Raw genomic sequence first — 14,708 nt, forward strand, 5'->3', positions numbered from 1 at the left:
CACGGCAGCGGGCGGGGGAGTCGGCAGACAAGGAGCACACGCCATGCAGGCATCCAGTCCGATCGTGGAGATGCAAGCCATCACCATCGCCTTCCCCGGGGTCAAAGCCCTCGACGGGGTCGACCTCCGGCTCTTCCCCGGCGAGGTCCACACGCTCATGGGCGAGAACGGCGCCGGGAAATCGACGCTGATCAAGGCGCTCACGGGCGTCTACGGCATCGACTCCGGCCGCGTCGTCGTCGACGGCGCCGAGCGCCGGCTCTCCGGCACCGCCGATGCGCAGGCCGCCGGGATCTCCACGGTCTATCAAGAGGTCAACCTCTGCGCCAACCTCACCATCGGCGAGAACGTCATGCTCGGCCACGAGCGGCGCGGCCGGTTCGGGATCGACTGGAAGGGGACGCACGCCGCCGCCTCCGAGGTCCTCGCCCGTGTGGGCCTGGGGCATCTCGACCCCCGCACCCCGCTCTCCTCCCTCAGCCTCGCGCTCCAGCAGCTCGTCGCGATCAGCCGCGCCACGGTCGTCGAGGCGAAGGTGCTGATCCTGGACGAGCCGACCTCCAGCCTCGACGCCGACGAGGTCGAGGGTCTCTTCCGAGTGATGCGACGGCTCCGCGACGAAGGAGTCGCCATCCTCTTCGTCTCCCACTTCCTCGACCAGGTCTTCGCCATCAGCGACAGGCTCACCGTGCTCCGGAACGGCAAGCTCGTCGGGGAGCACCTCACCCGCGACATCGACCGGGCCGGGCTCATCGCCGAGATGATCGGGAAAGACCTGCAGAGCCTCCGCTCCCTCGACCGTGAGCGGGCCAGCCGACAGGTGGCCGAGGGCGAGCCCGTCTACCGAGCGACCGGGATCGGCCGCAAGGGCTCGCTCGACGCGACCGACGTGGCGCTCCGTCGCGGCGAGGTCGTCGGCCTCGCAGGGCTCCTCGGCTCCGGCCGCACCGAGCTCGCTCGCCTCCTCTACGGCGTCGACCGACCCGACACGGGAACCGTGACCATGGACGGCGTCCCCGTCGCCATCTCCTCTCCCGCGAAGGCTCTCAAGCACCGCATCGCGTTCTCGAGCGAGAACCGCCGTGACGAGGGCATCATCCGTGACCTCAGCGTCCGCGAGAACCTCGTGCTCGCCGTCCAGGCCAAGCGCGGCTGGGCCCGGCCGCTCTCCGCGAAGGAGAAGGACAGGGTGGTCACGAAGTACCTCACCGAGCTCAACGTCAGACCGGCCGATCCTGATCGGCCCATCCGGAACCTGTCCGGCGGCAACCAGCAGAAGGTGCTGCTCGGCAGGTGGCTCGCGACCGAGCCGGAGCTGCTGATCCTCGACGAGCCCACCCGCGGCATCGACGTGGGCGCCAAGGCCGAGATCCAGGAGCAGGTCGCGGCGCTCGCCGACACGGGTGTCGCCGTCGTGTTCATCTCCTCGGAACTCGAGGAGGTGGTGCGGCTCAGCGACAGGATCGTCGTCCTGAAGGACCACCGCAAGATCGCGGAGCTCGAGGCCGGACCGGACGTCACTGCCGAGTCCATCGTCGCCGCCATCGCCGATGAGGGCGTCTCCGAGGTCCCTCTCGAGACCGTCCCCCACACCATGCCTGAGGAGGCAGCCCGATGAGTGACCCGACGACCCCCGTGACCAGGCGCCTGGGCCTGCACGGCCTCGGCGACGTGCTGCACCGGCCCTGGGTCTGGGGCACGGTCGCGATCGTCCTGCTGCTGGCGATCAACGTGGCGAAGGACCCCGGCTACCTCGCTCTGTCCGTCAACCCGGACACGGGCAACCTCGTGGGCAACCTCATCGACATCCTCCGCGCAGCCGCCCCTGTGCTCATGATCGCGGTCGGGATGTGCCTCGTGGTCGCCACCGGCGGCATCGACCTCAGCGTCGGCTCGATCATGGTCGTGGCGGGTGCAGTCTCGATGGAGTTCCTGAAGGCAGCCGGCTCCGACTCCCTCGGCGTCGCGCTCGCGGCGATGGGCCTGGCTCTGCTGATCGCCGGCGTCCTCGGCGCTGTCAACGGCATGCTCGTCTCGGTCGTGGGGCTGCAGCCGTTCATCAGCACGCTGGTGATCATGCTCGCCGGCCGCGGCCTGGCGAAGGTCATCACGGGCGGCCAGAACACCGCCGCCGCGAACGAGCCGTTCCGCTGGGTCGCCAACGGCTACCTCGTGGGGCTGCCGGTCGTGTTCCTGCTCGCGGTCCTGATCACGCTCGGCGTCGCCGCGCTCGTGCGACGCAGCGCCCTGGGCCTCATGATCGAGGCGATCGGGATGGACCCGAAGGCCGCGCGCCTCGCGGGACTCGACCGCCGGGCGCTCCTGTTCACCGCCTACATCGGCAGCGGCCTGCTCGCCGGCGTGGCTGGCATCTTCGCCACGGCGAGCGTCATGACGGTCGACGTCTCCCGCACCGGCTACCAGCTCGAGCTCGACGCCATCTTGGCTGTCGTGATCGGCGGCACGTCCCTGGCCGGCGGGAAGTTCCACCTGCTCGGAGCTGCCGTCGGAGCGTTGCTGATCGCGACGCTCGACAAGACCGTCGTGTTCCTGGGCGTCTCGTCCTCGGCCACGCCTGCCTTCAAGGCGATCGTCATCGTCGCGATCGTGCTCCTGCAGTCCCGGCGCGTCCGCGCCCTGTTCACGAGGCGCCGACGTCCGGTACCCACTCCCGCGCCCACCGAGAAGGAGGCCGTGTCCGCATGAGCGCCACCACGATCCGCCCGCCCCTCACCCCGACGCCGGCACCTGGTCCTGGCAGCGGGCCCCTCGAGCCGCGGCGCCGCATGCGACTCCGGCTCGACTCCCTGCCGACCGTCGCCGCCCTGGTGATCCTGATCGCGATGCTGGCCTACGGCGAGATCGCCTACGGCCGCATCGTGCAGGCCGCGACCCTGTCCAACCTCCTCATCAACAACGCACATGTGATCGTCCTGGCCGTGGGACTGACGTTCGTCATCTTGACGGGCGGGATCGACCTCTCCGTCGGCGCGATCGTCGCCGTCAGCAGCGTCGCAGGCGTGCTGCTCGCCAACGCCGGCTGGAACCCGTGGGCAGTGATGGTCCTCATGATCCTCATCGGCACGGCATCCGGCGTCGTGTCCGGCGTGCTGATCCAGTTCTTCGACGTACAGCCGTTCATCGCCACACTCGCGATGATGTTCCTCGGCCGCGGCCTCGCCTCGATCCTCAGCACGGTGCCCGAGCGCCTCGCCGACGAGTCGCCCATCCGGTCGCTCGCCACGAACATGAAGGTGGTCGACGGCCCGAAGGTGAACGACGTCGTCACGACGCCGGGCGTGCTGATCGCGCTGGTCGTGGTGGCCGTCGCGTTCTTCGTCCTGCACCGCACACGCCTCGGCCGCACCGTCTACGCGATCGGTGGATCCGAGCAGTCGGCCGCCCTCATGGGTCTCCCCGTCCGCCGAACCAAGCTCGCGGTCTACGTCATCAGCGGTTCGCTCGCCGGGCTCGCCTCGGTCATCTACACAGCCCGACTCGGGAGTGCGCAGAACATCACCGGCATCGGGTGGGAGCTCGACTCGATCGCCGCCACGGTGATCGGCGGCACCCTCCTCACCGGCGGCGTCGGCTTCGTGCTCGGGTCCGTCGTGGGGGCACTCGTGCTCGGCCTCATGAACGTGCTGATCACGCGAGACGGAGGCATCCCTCCCGAGGCCACCACCATCATCACCGGGGGGATCCTCCTGGTCTTCGTGCTCCTGCAGCGCGCTGTCATGGCGAGAAGGCGGCAGACCTGACGACCAGGACGGAGCCGATCCCACACGCTCGGGGTCAGGCCCTGACGTCCCTGACCGGCGCGACCACGAACGACCTCGCTGCCTCGAGGACCGGCGCGCGGAGATCGCTGACCACCGTGCACGCCGACAAGCTGAACGCGCGGCAGAGGGAGACGACGTCGAACTTGCTGCTGTCGGCGAGCACGACGGTCTCGCGGCTGTGCGCCTGCACGATGCGCTTCTTGTTGGCCTCGCGGATGTCGAAGGTGGTGACGCCCGCAGCGACGTCGATGCCGGTGACGCCGATGAACGCACGGTCGAAGTAGAGGTCCTCGAGCTGGCGGTCGGTCATCGTGCCGGCCACGGAGCCGATGTCGGGGAGGTAGTCGCCCCCGAGCGCCGTGACGGTGACCCTGGGGCGCGGCACCATCCCGAGCACCTGGGTGTTCGACGTGATGACGTGGACACCGATGTCGGGGAGCGCGATCATGAACTCGGTCAGCGACGTGCCGGAGTCGACGTAGATCGTCTCCCCCTCGACGACCATCGCGGCGGCGGCGCGGGCGATGGCGACCTTCTCGTCTCGGTTGATCTGTGACTTCAGGGCGGCGGGGAGCTCGGCGGCGCGCTCCTCGGCGCGGATGGCACCGCCGCGGAGGCTGACGACCTGACCCGAGCGCTCGAGCTCACGGATGTCGCGGCGCACGGTGGACGGCGACGCACCCGTTGCGGTGACGAGGTCGTCGATGAGGATCGAGTCACCCAGTGCGACCCGGTCGAGGATCAGCTGGTGTCTCGCGAACGACTTCATGGTCGAGGTCCTCCCGTGTCGGCATGCTGGACTGGGCACCCATCCCCGCCACCGTGATCGAGGCGACCAGGGCCGCGGTCCGGGACGCCTGGAACGGGTCGACTCCGCCGGCGAGCGCCGTGGCGAACGCTCCGATGAAGGAGTCGCCGGCGCCGGTCGTGTCGACTGCCACGGCCTCGACGGCCCTGACGAACTGCACTCGCCGACCTGCAGAAACATAGCAGCCGTGACTGCCCAGGGTCAGGACGACGTTCACGCAGTAAGACGTCAGCTCCTGGACGACCGCGCGCATGGCGTCGTCGTCGGCGACGTCTCCGAGAGCGTGCCCGAGGTACTCGGCGGCCTCGTCCTCGTTCACCACGAACCACGTGCAGGCGCGAGTCGTCGCGAGGGCCACGGGCCTGGCTGGCGCCGCGTTGTAGATGACCGGCACGCCAGCTGCTGCCGCCAGGGCGACGGCACGGTCGTTCGCGGAGGCGGGCACCTCGTTCTGCAGCACGACGACGGCCGCGGAGGCGACGAGGTCGGCGTGGACGTCGACCCAGTCGCCCGTGACCATCGCGTTGGCGCCCTCCACGATCGTGGCGTGCACCTCCCCGTCGCCGACGACGTTCACGAGTCCCAGGCCGCTGACGGAGTCCGTAGGCCGGAGGCGGCACTCGACGCCCTCGCGCTCCAGGTTCGCGCGGCACATCGCCCCGTAGTGGTCCGCGCCCACGGCGCCCACGAACTGCACTCGTGCGCCGAGTCGCGCCGCCTGGACCGCCTGGTTCGCGCCCTTGCCGCCGAAGTCGCTCCGGAAGCCGGTCGACACGAGCGTCTCGCCGCGGCGGGGGAGCCGGTCCTGACTGACGATCAGGTCGTAGTTGATGCTCCCGATCACCACGATGGCCTTCGCCGTCATGCCGTTCTCCACTCCATCGTGTCGACGACACAGTGCCGTCTTGCTTGACCTTAGGTGAAAATGACAAATTCTGTCAAAGGTCTGAGCCCATGTTTACGGCTGTTCAACGCCCGACGCGCAAACATGAGTGACCGGAAATGACGAGACTTGACAAGCGTGGTCATGATCCGTACGGTCTCCCACATGAAGTTCGCCACGCGCCTCAACTCGTTCATCGCCGGTGGAGACACCGCCGCAGCCCTCCGTCGCATCAGTGCGACGCAGGGCATCGACTACGTCGACCTCAACTACCCCGAGCACTTCGTCGGCATCGAGCCCGCCGACATGAAGCCCCTCCTCGACGAGCTCGGACTGACCCTCAACAGCGTCGCCATGCGGTTCCGCAAGGACTTCGTCCACGGCGAGTACAGCAACCGCGACGAGGCGGTCCGCCGCGAGGCGATCGAGCTGACGAAGGCAGGCATCGACGCCGCGGCCCTCGGCGGCAGCGACCTCGTGACGGTCTGGCTCGGCTTCGACGGCTTCGACTACACGTTCCAGAAGGACTACGCGCGTGACCTCGGTCGCATCGTCGAGGCCTTCCAGGAGCTCGCCGACTACCGCCCCGACGTCCGCATCAGCATCGAGTACAAGCCCTACGAGGAGCGCGTGCACTCCGTCATCCGCAGCGTGGGCCAGACCCTGCACGTCCTCCAGCTGATCGACCGGCCCAACGTCGGCGCGACGCTCGACTTCGCGCACATGCTGATGGCCGGGGACGCTCCCGGCTTCGGCGCCGCGCTGCTGCTCGCCGAGGGGAAGCTGTGGGGCGTCCACCTCAACGACGGCAACAACGACCACGACGACGGGCTCATGATCGGCTCGATCCACCCCTTCGAGACGATCGAGTTCCTGTACTACCTGCTCCGCCACGACTACGACGGCGTCATCTACTTCGACACCTTCCCGATCCGCGAAGACGCACAGGAGGAGGCGGAGACCAACCGCGCCACCGTCGAGCTGCTCATCGCGAAGATCGAGGCGGTCGGCGTCGACCACATCACCTCGGTCATCGACCAGGCCGACGGCCTCGCCTCGCAGCGCCTCCGCAACCAGCTGCTGAGCACCACGCCCGCAGGCCACACCGCCTGACCCACGAGCCACTGGGCTCCCGGGCCGGTGCCCGCGACGGTCCTCGTCGAGCGGAGCACCGGCCCTCCCAGAACACCTCGAACATGAACACCCGACCCCTTCTCACACCTAGGTGGACACGCAATGGCGCGATCTAGAACTGTCTTCTCCCTGTCCCTCGTGGCGACCATCGCCCTCGTCGCCCTCGTCGGGGGCGTCGTCGGCGGTCGGGCCACCGTCTCCGAGGCCGCTCCGAGCGGAGGTGGGGACGGAGGCGCGGCGGCAGGCGTGAAGGTCGACGTCATCATCCGGGCCAGCGACTCCGCCTACTGGCAGACCCTCCTCGCCGGCTCCGAGGCGGCAGCGGCCGACTTCGGGATCGAGGTGAACACCTTCGGGCCGACCTCAGAGACGGACATCGCCGGCCAGGTGCAGCTCGTCGAGAACTCCGTCTCGCGCGGGGCCGACGCGATCCTGATCGCCCCGAGCTCGAGCGAGGCTCTCAACGCCTCGATCGACGCCGCTCGAGAGGCGGGCATCAAGGTCATCACCGCGGACACGAAGGTCACGGCCGAGATCGAGGGCCACATCGGCACGAACAACATCCTCGCCGGGACGGCGGCCGGGGAGCGCATGTGCCAGCTGCTCACAGAGCAGGGCACCACCACGGGCAAGGTCCTCGTCGAGGCGCCCGTCGCCGGCATCGAGGCCAACCAGGACCGCGACGCCGGGTTCCGCGCAGGCCTCGCGACCGACTGCCCCGACATCGACTCCAGCCTGCAGAGCTACAACAACAACGACATCGGCACCGCCGCCTCCCAGGTGAACGACGCGATCTCGGCCAACTCGGACCTCGTAGGCGTCTTCGCCGACAACAACAGCTCGGGCGTCGGTGCAGCCACAGCCATCAAGGACAACGACGCCGCCGACGACATCGCCGTGGTCGCGTTCGACTCCGACCCGGCGGAGAACGCAGCGCTCGCCGACGGCAGCATCGACGCTCTCGTCGTGCAGAACCCCTGGTTCCTCGGCTACCAGGGCGTCGTCGAGGCCGCGATGGCGACCCAGGGACGCATCCCGCCCGCGAGCCTCGACCCCGGCGTCGCGATCGCCGACCGCGACAACATGGACAGCCCCGAGATCAAGTCGCTCCTCGAGCCGCAGACTGCCGAGACCAACGGATGACCGTCCGCGAGCCCGAGGGCACTGCGGTCCTGCAGCTCACCGACGTCTCCAAGGCCTACGGTGCCGTCCAGGCCCTCAGCGGTGTCTCGCTCAAGCTCGTCCCCGGTCAGGTGCATTGCCTGGCAGGCGAGAACGGTGCCGGCAAGTCGACTCTGATCAGAGTCCTGACCGGTGCCGTGCACCGAGACTCGGGCGACTACGACATCGACGGCGCCACCGTCACCACCGCCTCCCCGGGAGCCCTCCGCACCGCGGGCGTCCAGGCCGTCTACCAGGAGCTCAGCCTCCTGCCGCACCTGTCCGTCGGCGAGAACATGTTCATGGGCCGCTTGCCGTCACGCTCAGGCGTGATCCGGGCCCGTGACCTGCACGACCGGTGCCGCTTCGTCCTCGACTCGCTCGGCCTCGCCGACGTCGACCCCGACGTCATCGTCGAGCGGCTGCCCGCCGCGACGAAGCAGCTCGTCGAGGTCGCCAAGGTCGTCACGGCCGACGCGGTCAAGGTCATCGTCTTCGACGAGCCGACCACGGCGCTGACCGAGGCCGAGTCGGACCGTCTGCTCGACCAGATCCGCAAGTTCAAGCGCGACGGCGTCGCGATCCTCTACGTCACGCACCGGCTCGAGGAGATGTTCGCGATCGGCGACTGGGTGACGGTGCTGCGCGACGGCGAGCTCTCACAGAGCGGCCCGATGAGCGACTACACCGAGGACACGCTCATCAACGCGATGGTCGGCCGAGAAGTGTCGTCGCTCTACCCGGACGAGGCACGGGAGGTCCACCCCGCCCGCCTGAGCCTCCGCGCCCTCCGGCGCACGCCGGACAGCCCAGCCGTCGACCTCGAGGCTCGCGGCGGCGAGATCCTCGGCATCGGCGGCCTGCTCGGCTCGGGGCGGAGCGAGCTGCTGCTCAGCGTCTTCGGCTCCGAGCCCGTCGCGTCGGGGGAGATCCTGATCGACGGCGCCGTGGTCCGGGCGGACGGCCCGCGCACGATGATGGACGCGGGTGTCGCCCTGCTGACCGAGGACCGGAAGGTGCTCGGCCTGCTGCCAGAGCTCTCCATCCGCGAGAACGTCACGATCGCGAGCCTCCGGGTCGGGTCTCGACGAGGGCTGCTGCCCGGCAAGGCCCAGTCGGACGAGGCCGACGCGCTGCTCGACAGCCTGCGCATCCGCGCCGGCTCGTACGACCAGCCCGTCTCGACGCTCTCCGGCGGCAATCAACAGAAGGTGCTCCTCGCGCGCTGGTTGCTGACCAAGCCCAAGGTCATCATGTTCGACGAGCCGACGAAGGGCATCGACGTCGGCGCCAAGGGCGAGCTCTACGACGTCATCAACGACCTGGCCCGCCGCGGACTCGCCGTCATCGTCGTGTCGTCCTACCTCCCCGAGCTGCTCGGCCTGGCCGACCGCGTCGTCGTCCTCCGCGAGGGCGCCGTCGCTGGTGAGCTGCCGGGCGGCGCCTCCGAGGAGGACGTGCTCCGCCTCGCCAGCGGCGGGGTCGACGACTCCTCCGACCACCTGCACGGCATCCCGCCGCTCAGCCACGATCCCCACTCCGACCCGGTCACCCGACAGAACATCGAGGAAGTCCCCCATGCCTAAGTTGATGTGGCGCGAACCCATCGAGACCACGACCATCCGAGTGGTGCGGAACGGCGACGACGCCGCAGCCGCAGCCGCCCGCGCGTCGTCCAAGCCGCGGGTCACGACCCTCGGCAGCATCGCCGGCCGCGAGAGCGGCGTGCTCATCGTCCTTCTCGTCGTCTTCGGCGCCCTGACGCTGGCGAGCGACGACTTCCTCACGGGCAACAACCTGGCGAACCTCGCCCGGCAGGTGTCGATCTTCGGCATCCTGGCGATCGGCCAGCTGATGGTGATCCTCACCGGCGGCATCGACCTCTCGGTGGGGTCGATCCTCGGCCTCGCCGGCGCGGTCACCGCACAGCTGCTCGTCGCGGGCGTCCCGATCCCCCTCGCGCTCCTCCTCGGGGCCCTGGTCGGCGCCGTGCTGGGCATCATCACCGGCATGCTCTTGACGAGGTTCAAGCTCCCGCCCTTCATCGCGACCCTGGGCATGCTCGGCATCGCCCGAGGAGTCGTGCTCGTCATCACCGACGCCAACACGATCCAGGGGCTGCCCGACGGGTTCCAGGAGATCGCCAACGGATCGGTCGTCGGCATCCCCAACCTGCTGATCCTGTTCGTGGTCATCGCGGCGATCGCGGCGTTCGTCCTCAAGCGCACCGTCTTCGGCCGGTACGTCTACGCCGTCGGCTCGAACCCGGAGGCGGCCCGCCTGGCCGGTGTCCCGGTGCGGTTGGTGACCATCACGGTCTACGGCATCGCGGGCCTGCTCTCCGCGGTCGGCGGCGTCCTCCTGACCTCCCGCCTCGGGGCGGGAGTCCCGACAGCCGGCACCGGTTTCGAGCTGCAGGCCATCGCGGCCTGCGTCATCGGCGGGGCCAGCCTCTCCGGGGCGCGGGGGAGCGCGATCGGCGCCGCCTGCGGCGCGCTGCTGATCGGCGTCCTGAACAACGGCGGCAACCTGCTCGCGGTGAACTCGTTCTACCTGCAGATCGCGATCGGCCTGTTGATCCTCGTCGCGGTCGCGTTCGACCAGCTCAACACCCGCGCGGCCGCCCGGGAGTGACCACGGCGGCTGGGTCAGGTGCCACCGGCGCCTCGACCCCGCCGCCGTCCCGTCCAGCCACCACTCACCGAAGGAGTCGTCATGCTCAAGGGCATCGACAGCGCACTGACCGCCGAGCTGCTGTTCGTCCTCATGTCGATGGGACACGGAGACGATCTGCTCCTCTGCGACGTGAACCACCCGGCAGCCTCCATCGCGGCCCACACGACCCACGGCAAGGTCGTCGACCTCGCTGGCTGCGACCTCCCTCGAGCCTGCACTGCGATCCTCTCGCTGATGCCGCTCGACACGTTCGTCGAGGCCCCCGTCAGGAGGATGGCAGTCGTCGACGACCCTGAGCGCCTCGTGACGGTGCAACTGGAGTTCCAAGCCACGCTCGACGGGCTCACCGGCCACCCGGTCACCGTGGAGGCGCTGGAGCGGTTCGACTTCTACGCCGCCGCTCGCCGGTCCTTCGCCGTCGTCCGCACGTCGGACCCTGGCCCGTACGGCTGCTTCATCCTCCGTAAAGGCGTCATCGACGTCGACCGCGGCTCTGTGTCGTCGTGATCCGCCGTCGCCGCCGGTCTCTACTTCGGTGCCCGCGTCGAACGGCAGCAGGAGGCCGCCGCGAGGTCGTCGGGCCGCGGTCGGTGTGAGAGGCGGTGACGAAGGTCGGAAGGTGCCACACGGGTGAGGCGGAGATCGACCCGAAGGCGTTCTCCAGATCGGGTTCGTCGGTGGTCTGAACCACGGCGCTTCCAGAACCGTCCAACCGGGCAGAGACGCCTACTGCTGCCGTGCCTTCACTTCGCTCGCCGTATTGCTCGTCCTAGACGGCTCCAGGCAGATGCAACTCGATGGTCCTCGGTAGCAGGAGCTACCCGGCCGCATTCCGGCCCGCAATGAGTGAGCGCCTGTTCTTGGCGTGACGGCAACCCTCCGAGGCGTCTGGCCACGGATCACAAGGTCGGGGGTTCGAGTCCCTCCAGGCGCACAGAACGAAGGCGGTCCACGATGTGGGCCGCCTTTTCTGTACGTCCTCCCTCGCGGTCCCACACCTCCTCGATGCCAGGGGTCAGCGAGCGTCCATCGCCTGCGGTGGTCGACGAAGCCGTTGCCAACGCGACCGTGCTCAGCAGGGCGTCGTCAACACGGGGGCGCCGAGGAGTTTCTCGGTCTCGTCCCAGACGAACGCGCCAAGGGCGGGGTCGAGACTGACGGGCGGTGCGGGCAGCAGGCGCGGTCGGCCCGTCTCGCGCCCCTCGGGGCCGATGTGCGCCGGGCGCGGGAGGTCGAGAGCGCTCGCGGCGAGGACCGCCGACTGCGCCGCGTCCTGCTTGCCGGCGACGATCCGGGAGAAGAGCGGGCCGACGACGGCCGCTGCGGCACGGGTGAGTGTGCTGCGCCGGTGGATCCCCGGCCGGTCGACGGTCAGGGCGTCGATCGCGGCTCCAGGGTGCACGACCACGGACCGGGTCGAGTGTCCGTGCTGCTCGAGGCGCCTGTCCAGCTCGAAGCCGAACAGCTGCACGGCGTGCTTGGAGTTCGCGTACGCGGTGCGGGGGCGGTAGCGGCGGTCAGAGAGCCAGTCCGACCGGTCGAAGGGGTGCTTCTCGGTGATGAAGCTGCCCATGTGGACCACTCGCGCGCCGGGCGTCCTCTCCAGAGCGGGAAGGGCATGCCGGACGAGATCCGCGTGCGCCAGGTGGTTCACGCCCATCGTGTGCTCGACGCCGAACGGGCCAGGTCGACGGGTGCGGGCGGGGGAGGCCACGCCGGCGTTCAGCACGAGCGCGTCCAGGTGGTCGAGCCCCGCGAGCTGGCCCCCGGCGGATCGCACGGCGCCGACGTCCTCGAGGTCCGCCACCAGGGCGCGATGCCGATGAGGCGAGGGGAGCTGCTCGACCGCCGCCAGGGCGCGAGCCTCCGACCGTCCGATGACGACGACGTCGGCGCCCAGCTCGGCGAGCTGCTCGGCGATGAAGTACCCGATGCCGGAGGTGGCGCCGGTCACGGCGACGGTGGCGGCGGTCCCCATGGCACGCGGTGTCAGAAAGTTCGAGTCTCGAATCATGTGGTGAACCTAACACTTCGAGACTCGAAGGGGTTGGTAGGGTGCGTGCATGGATGCGAGAACGGCCGCGATGGCCACCGCGGTGCTCGCCGCGTTCGACGTCACCTCCCGCACGACGGAGGCGGTGACGCCTGCGCTCGACGAACTGGGCCTCACCATGAACACCGCCTACGCCTTGTGGATGCTCCACCCGGAGGCGGGACCCATGGCGATGGGGGAGCTCGCAGCTCGTCTGCACTGCAAGCCGCCGAACGCGACCTTCCTCTGCGGTCAGCTCGAGCAGCGAGGGCTCGTGCAGCGGCTGCCGGACTCGTCGGATCGTCGGCTGAGGGTGGTCTCGCTCACGGAGCGAGGCAAGGACGTCAGGGAAGCCATGATCGACACCGTCATCGCGCACGGTCCGCTCAGCACGCTCGGCCAGGACGAGCTCGACGTCGTCGGGCGGCTCCTGGCCAAGGCGCTCCGCCCGAGCTAGTCGTCGTCTGCCGGAGGGGCGGGACAGTGCGAGAGGGGTCGTCCTCCAGGATGGCGAGCTTCGTCCGCGAGACGGTCGGCACGCGGCAGCCGACCTGTGAAGCTCGCGGGATGACCCGTTCGCTCGTGATGACTCTCGGCTGGTGGCTGCTCGGCGCGGCCGTCGGTCTCGTGCTCGGCGGCGCCACCTCCTACGGCCAGCAGTACCTGCCCGGGGGGCTGAGCTCGTTCGCGAACTCGAGCGGCGGCTGGATGGTCCTCGCTTATGCGACGGCCGTCGTGGTCACGCGCAGGCCGAGCGCCCGCCGGTGGTGGACGGCGGCCGGGCTCGGCCTCGTCGTGTTCCACGCCGCGGTCCAGGGCTACGTGGTCGTGTCCACCCTGCGGGGCTTCCCCGACTCGTACGGTCCGGGCGACTTCTGGTTCACGGCGGCGACCCTGGCCGGGCCCGCCATCGGGCTCGCCGGGCTGTGGTGGTGGTCGCCCCGCCCCGTGCTCCGTGCGGCGGGGATCGCGGTCCTCGCCGCCGTGATGATCGGCGACGGCGTCTCCGGCCTCGTCCGCGTGGCGGAGACGACGGGGACGACCTGGTGGCTGATCAGCATCGCCGTGGGCGTCGCGGCGCTCGGCTGGGTCGCGGTCCGGCGACTCGACGGGTGGCGGGAGCGCGCGCTCGCCGTCGGGCTCACGGCCGTCGGGGCCGCGGCCTTCGTCGCCGTGTTCAGCGTGCTCTGACGCTGCTGCCGCGCACGATCAGGCGTGGCGGCAGCACGACCGTCTCGTGTCGGTGGGTGGACGGGTGGTCGAGCTCGTCCCGGAGGAGGCGCATGGCCTGGCCTCCCATCTCGACGCCGGGCTGCCCCACGGTCGTGAGCGGCAGGGTCGTGCCCTGCGCGAAGTGGTTGTCGTCATAGCCGGTGATCGACAGGTCGCGGGGGATGTCCACCCCGCCGAGCAGCAGCGACTGCACGATGCCCGACGCGAGTGCGTCGGAGGCGGCGACGATCCCGTCCGGCCTGTCCGCCGCCTCCTGGGCGAGGAGTTCGCTGCCCACGGTGAGACCGGCGCGCACCGTCAGTGCCGAGGTGGTCATCAGGCGAAGCGGGACGCCGGCGTCTCGGGCCGCGGCCGAGGCGCCCTCGAACCGGTGCCGCACGGCGGTGAGGTCGAGGGGGCCGCCGACGAAGACGAGCTCCCGACGGCCCTGCTCGAGGAGGTGCTCGGCCGCCAGCCGTCCGCCGAGCTCCTCGTCGACGACGACGCCGCAGCTCTCCTCGCCGTCGCCCGGCCAGTTGACGTAGACGACTCGCAGCCCGCGACGCCGCAGCCGACGCGCCTCGTCCATCGGGCCGTCGAACGGGGCGAGGACGATGCCCGCCGCCTGGGCCTGCTCGAACAGGTTGAGGTACCCCGTCTGCTTGTCGAGGTCGACGTCGGAGTTGCCGAGCAGCACCGACTGCTGAGCGAGGTCCGCCGCGCGCTCGACGCCGCGGGCGATGTCGAGGAAGTACGAGTTGCCGAGGTCGACGGCGACGAAGCCGACGAGGGTGCCCCGGCCCGCTGCGAGGGTACGCGCGGAGGTGTTCGGCACGAAGCCCAGGGAGGCGATGGCCGCCTCGACCCTCAGCCGCGTCGCGGGGCGGACCCGGTCGGGAGCGTTCACCACGTTCGACACCGTGCCCAGCGAGACCCCGGCCAGCCTCGCGACGTCGGCCATCACTGGAGGGCGGTGCGGGGAGGGAGGGATCGAGACGCTCATCGTGCAGCCGAGCCTAG

General features: G+C 69.9%; 14 protein-coding genes. 10 read left to right on the forward strand and 4 right to left on the reverse strand.

Annotation, left to right across the window (positions count from 1 at the left end):
- Positions 1-43: 43 nt before the first annotated feature.
- From ACZZ97_RS01135 to ACZZ97_RS01145, 3 genes are read left to right on the forward strand one after another with little or no spacing between them, the layout of a single operon-like run.
- Entirely contained in the window at positions 44-1,618 is a 1,575-nt protein-coding gene (locus tag ACZZ97_RS01135; protein WP_314101066.1) for a sugar ABC transporter ATP-binding protein, read from the forward strand.
- Complete coding sequence (locus ACZZ97_RS01140) at positions 1,615-2,706, forward strand: ABC transporter permease (protein ID WP_314101068.1); 1,092 nt, start codon at positions 1,615-1,617, stop codon at positions 2,704-2,706. The genes ACZZ97_RS01135 and ACZZ97_RS01140 overlap by 4 nt, the downstream gene beginning before the upstream one ends.
- Complete coding sequence (locus tag ACZZ97_RS01145) at positions 2,703-3,761, forward strand: ABC transporter permease (RefSeq protein WP_192042497.1); 1,059 nt, start codon at positions 2,703-2,705, stop codon at positions 3,759-3,761. Before ACZZ97_RS01140 ends, ACZZ97_RS01145 begins: the two co-directional genes overlap by 4 nt.
- Before the next feature lie 34 nt (positions 3,762-3,795).
- On the opposite strand, the gene ACZZ97_RS01150 is transcribed toward ACZZ97_RS01145, so the two are convergent.
- A complete protein-coding gene (locus ACZZ97_RS01150) occupies positions 3,796-4,551 on the reverse strand; it encodes a DeoR/GlpR family DNA-binding transcription regulator (protein ID WP_314101073.1) in 756 nt (251 codons plus the stop codon).
- Entirely contained in the window at positions 4,499-5,455 is a 957-nt protein-coding gene (locus ACZZ97_RS01155; protein ID WP_463471982.1) for a ribokinase, read from the reverse strand. Before ACZZ97_RS01155 ends, ACZZ97_RS01150 begins: the two co-directional genes overlap by 53 nt.
- 183 nt (positions 5,456-5,638) lie before the next feature.
- Between ACZZ97_RS01155 and ACZZ97_RS01160 the strand changes: the two genes are divergently transcribed.
- The 5 genes from ACZZ97_RS01160 (at position 5,639) to ACZZ97_RS01180 (ending at position 10,951) form a co-directional block, all read left to right on the forward strand.
- Positions 5,639-6,586 (forward strand): sugar phosphate isomerase/epimerase family protein, encoded by a 948-nt coding sequence (locus ACZZ97_RS01160; protein ID WP_463471983.1) that lies wholly within the window; start codon positions 5,639-5,641, stop codon positions 6,584-6,586.
- A 159-nt stretch (positions 6,587-6,745) separates the two neighbouring features.
- Positions 6,746-7,750: a substrate-binding domain-containing protein gene (locus ACZZ97_RS01165; RefSeq protein ID WP_463471984.1), complete on the forward strand. Its 1,005-nt coding sequence runs from the start codon at positions 6,746-6,748 to the stop codon at positions 7,748-7,750.
- Positions 7,747-9,354 (forward strand): sugar ABC transporter ATP-binding protein, encoded by a 1,608-nt coding sequence (locus tag ACZZ97_RS01170; RefSeq protein WP_314101081.1) that lies wholly within the window; start codon positions 7,747-7,749, stop codon positions 9,352-9,354. The genes ACZZ97_RS01165 and ACZZ97_RS01170 overlap by 4 nt, the downstream gene beginning before the upstream one ends.
- Entirely contained in the window at positions 9,347-10,402 is a 1,056-nt protein-coding gene (locus tag ACZZ97_RS01175; RefSeq protein ID WP_463471985.1) for an ABC transporter permease, read from the forward strand. Before ACZZ97_RS01170 ends, ACZZ97_RS01175 begins: the two co-directional genes overlap by 8 nt.
- Positions 10,403-10,483: 81 nt before the next feature.
- The gene (locus tag ACZZ97_RS01180) at positions 10,484-10,951 is read left to right on the forward strand and encodes an RbsD/FucU family protein (protein ID WP_314101085.1); all 468 of its coding nucleotides are present in this window, start codon (positions 10,484-10,486) and stop codon (positions 10,949-10,951) included.
- A gap of 565 nt (positions 10,952-11,516) precedes the next feature.
- Here the strand turns inward: ACZZ97_RS01180 and ACZZ97_RS01185 are convergent.
- Entirely contained in the window at positions 11,517-12,422 is a 906-nt protein-coding gene (locus ACZZ97_RS01185) for an SDR family NAD(P)-dependent oxidoreductase (protein ID WP_463471986.1), read from the reverse strand.
- An 85-nt stretch (positions 12,423-12,507) separates the two neighbouring features.
- On the opposite strand from ACZZ97_RS01185, the gene ACZZ97_RS01190 reads away from it, so the two are divergent.
- Together ACZZ97_RS01190 and ACZZ97_RS01195 are read left to right on the forward strand one after the other, a co-directional pair.
- Entirely contained in the window at positions 12,508-12,933 is a 426-nt protein-coding gene (locus ACZZ97_RS01190) for a MarR family winged helix-turn-helix transcriptional regulator (protein WP_463471987.1), read from the forward strand.
- 110 nt (positions 12,934-13,043) lie between these two features.
- Entirely contained in the window at positions 13,044-13,667 is a 624-nt protein-coding gene (locus tag ACZZ97_RS01195) for a DUF6518 family protein (protein ID WP_463471988.1), read from the forward strand.
- Here the strand turns inward: ACZZ97_RS01195 and ACZZ97_RS01200 are convergent.
- On the reverse strand, positions 13,654-14,691 hold the full coding sequence (locus ACZZ97_RS01200; RefSeq protein WP_463471989.1) for a LacI family DNA-binding transcriptional regulator: 1,038 nt from the start codon (positions 14,689-14,691) through the stop codon (positions 13,654-13,656). The genes ACZZ97_RS01195 and ACZZ97_RS01200 overlap by 14 nt on opposite strands.
- Positions 14,692-14,708: the final 17 nt, after the last annotated feature.

Source organism: Frigoribacterium sp. AC512 (genome assembly GCF_979258295.1).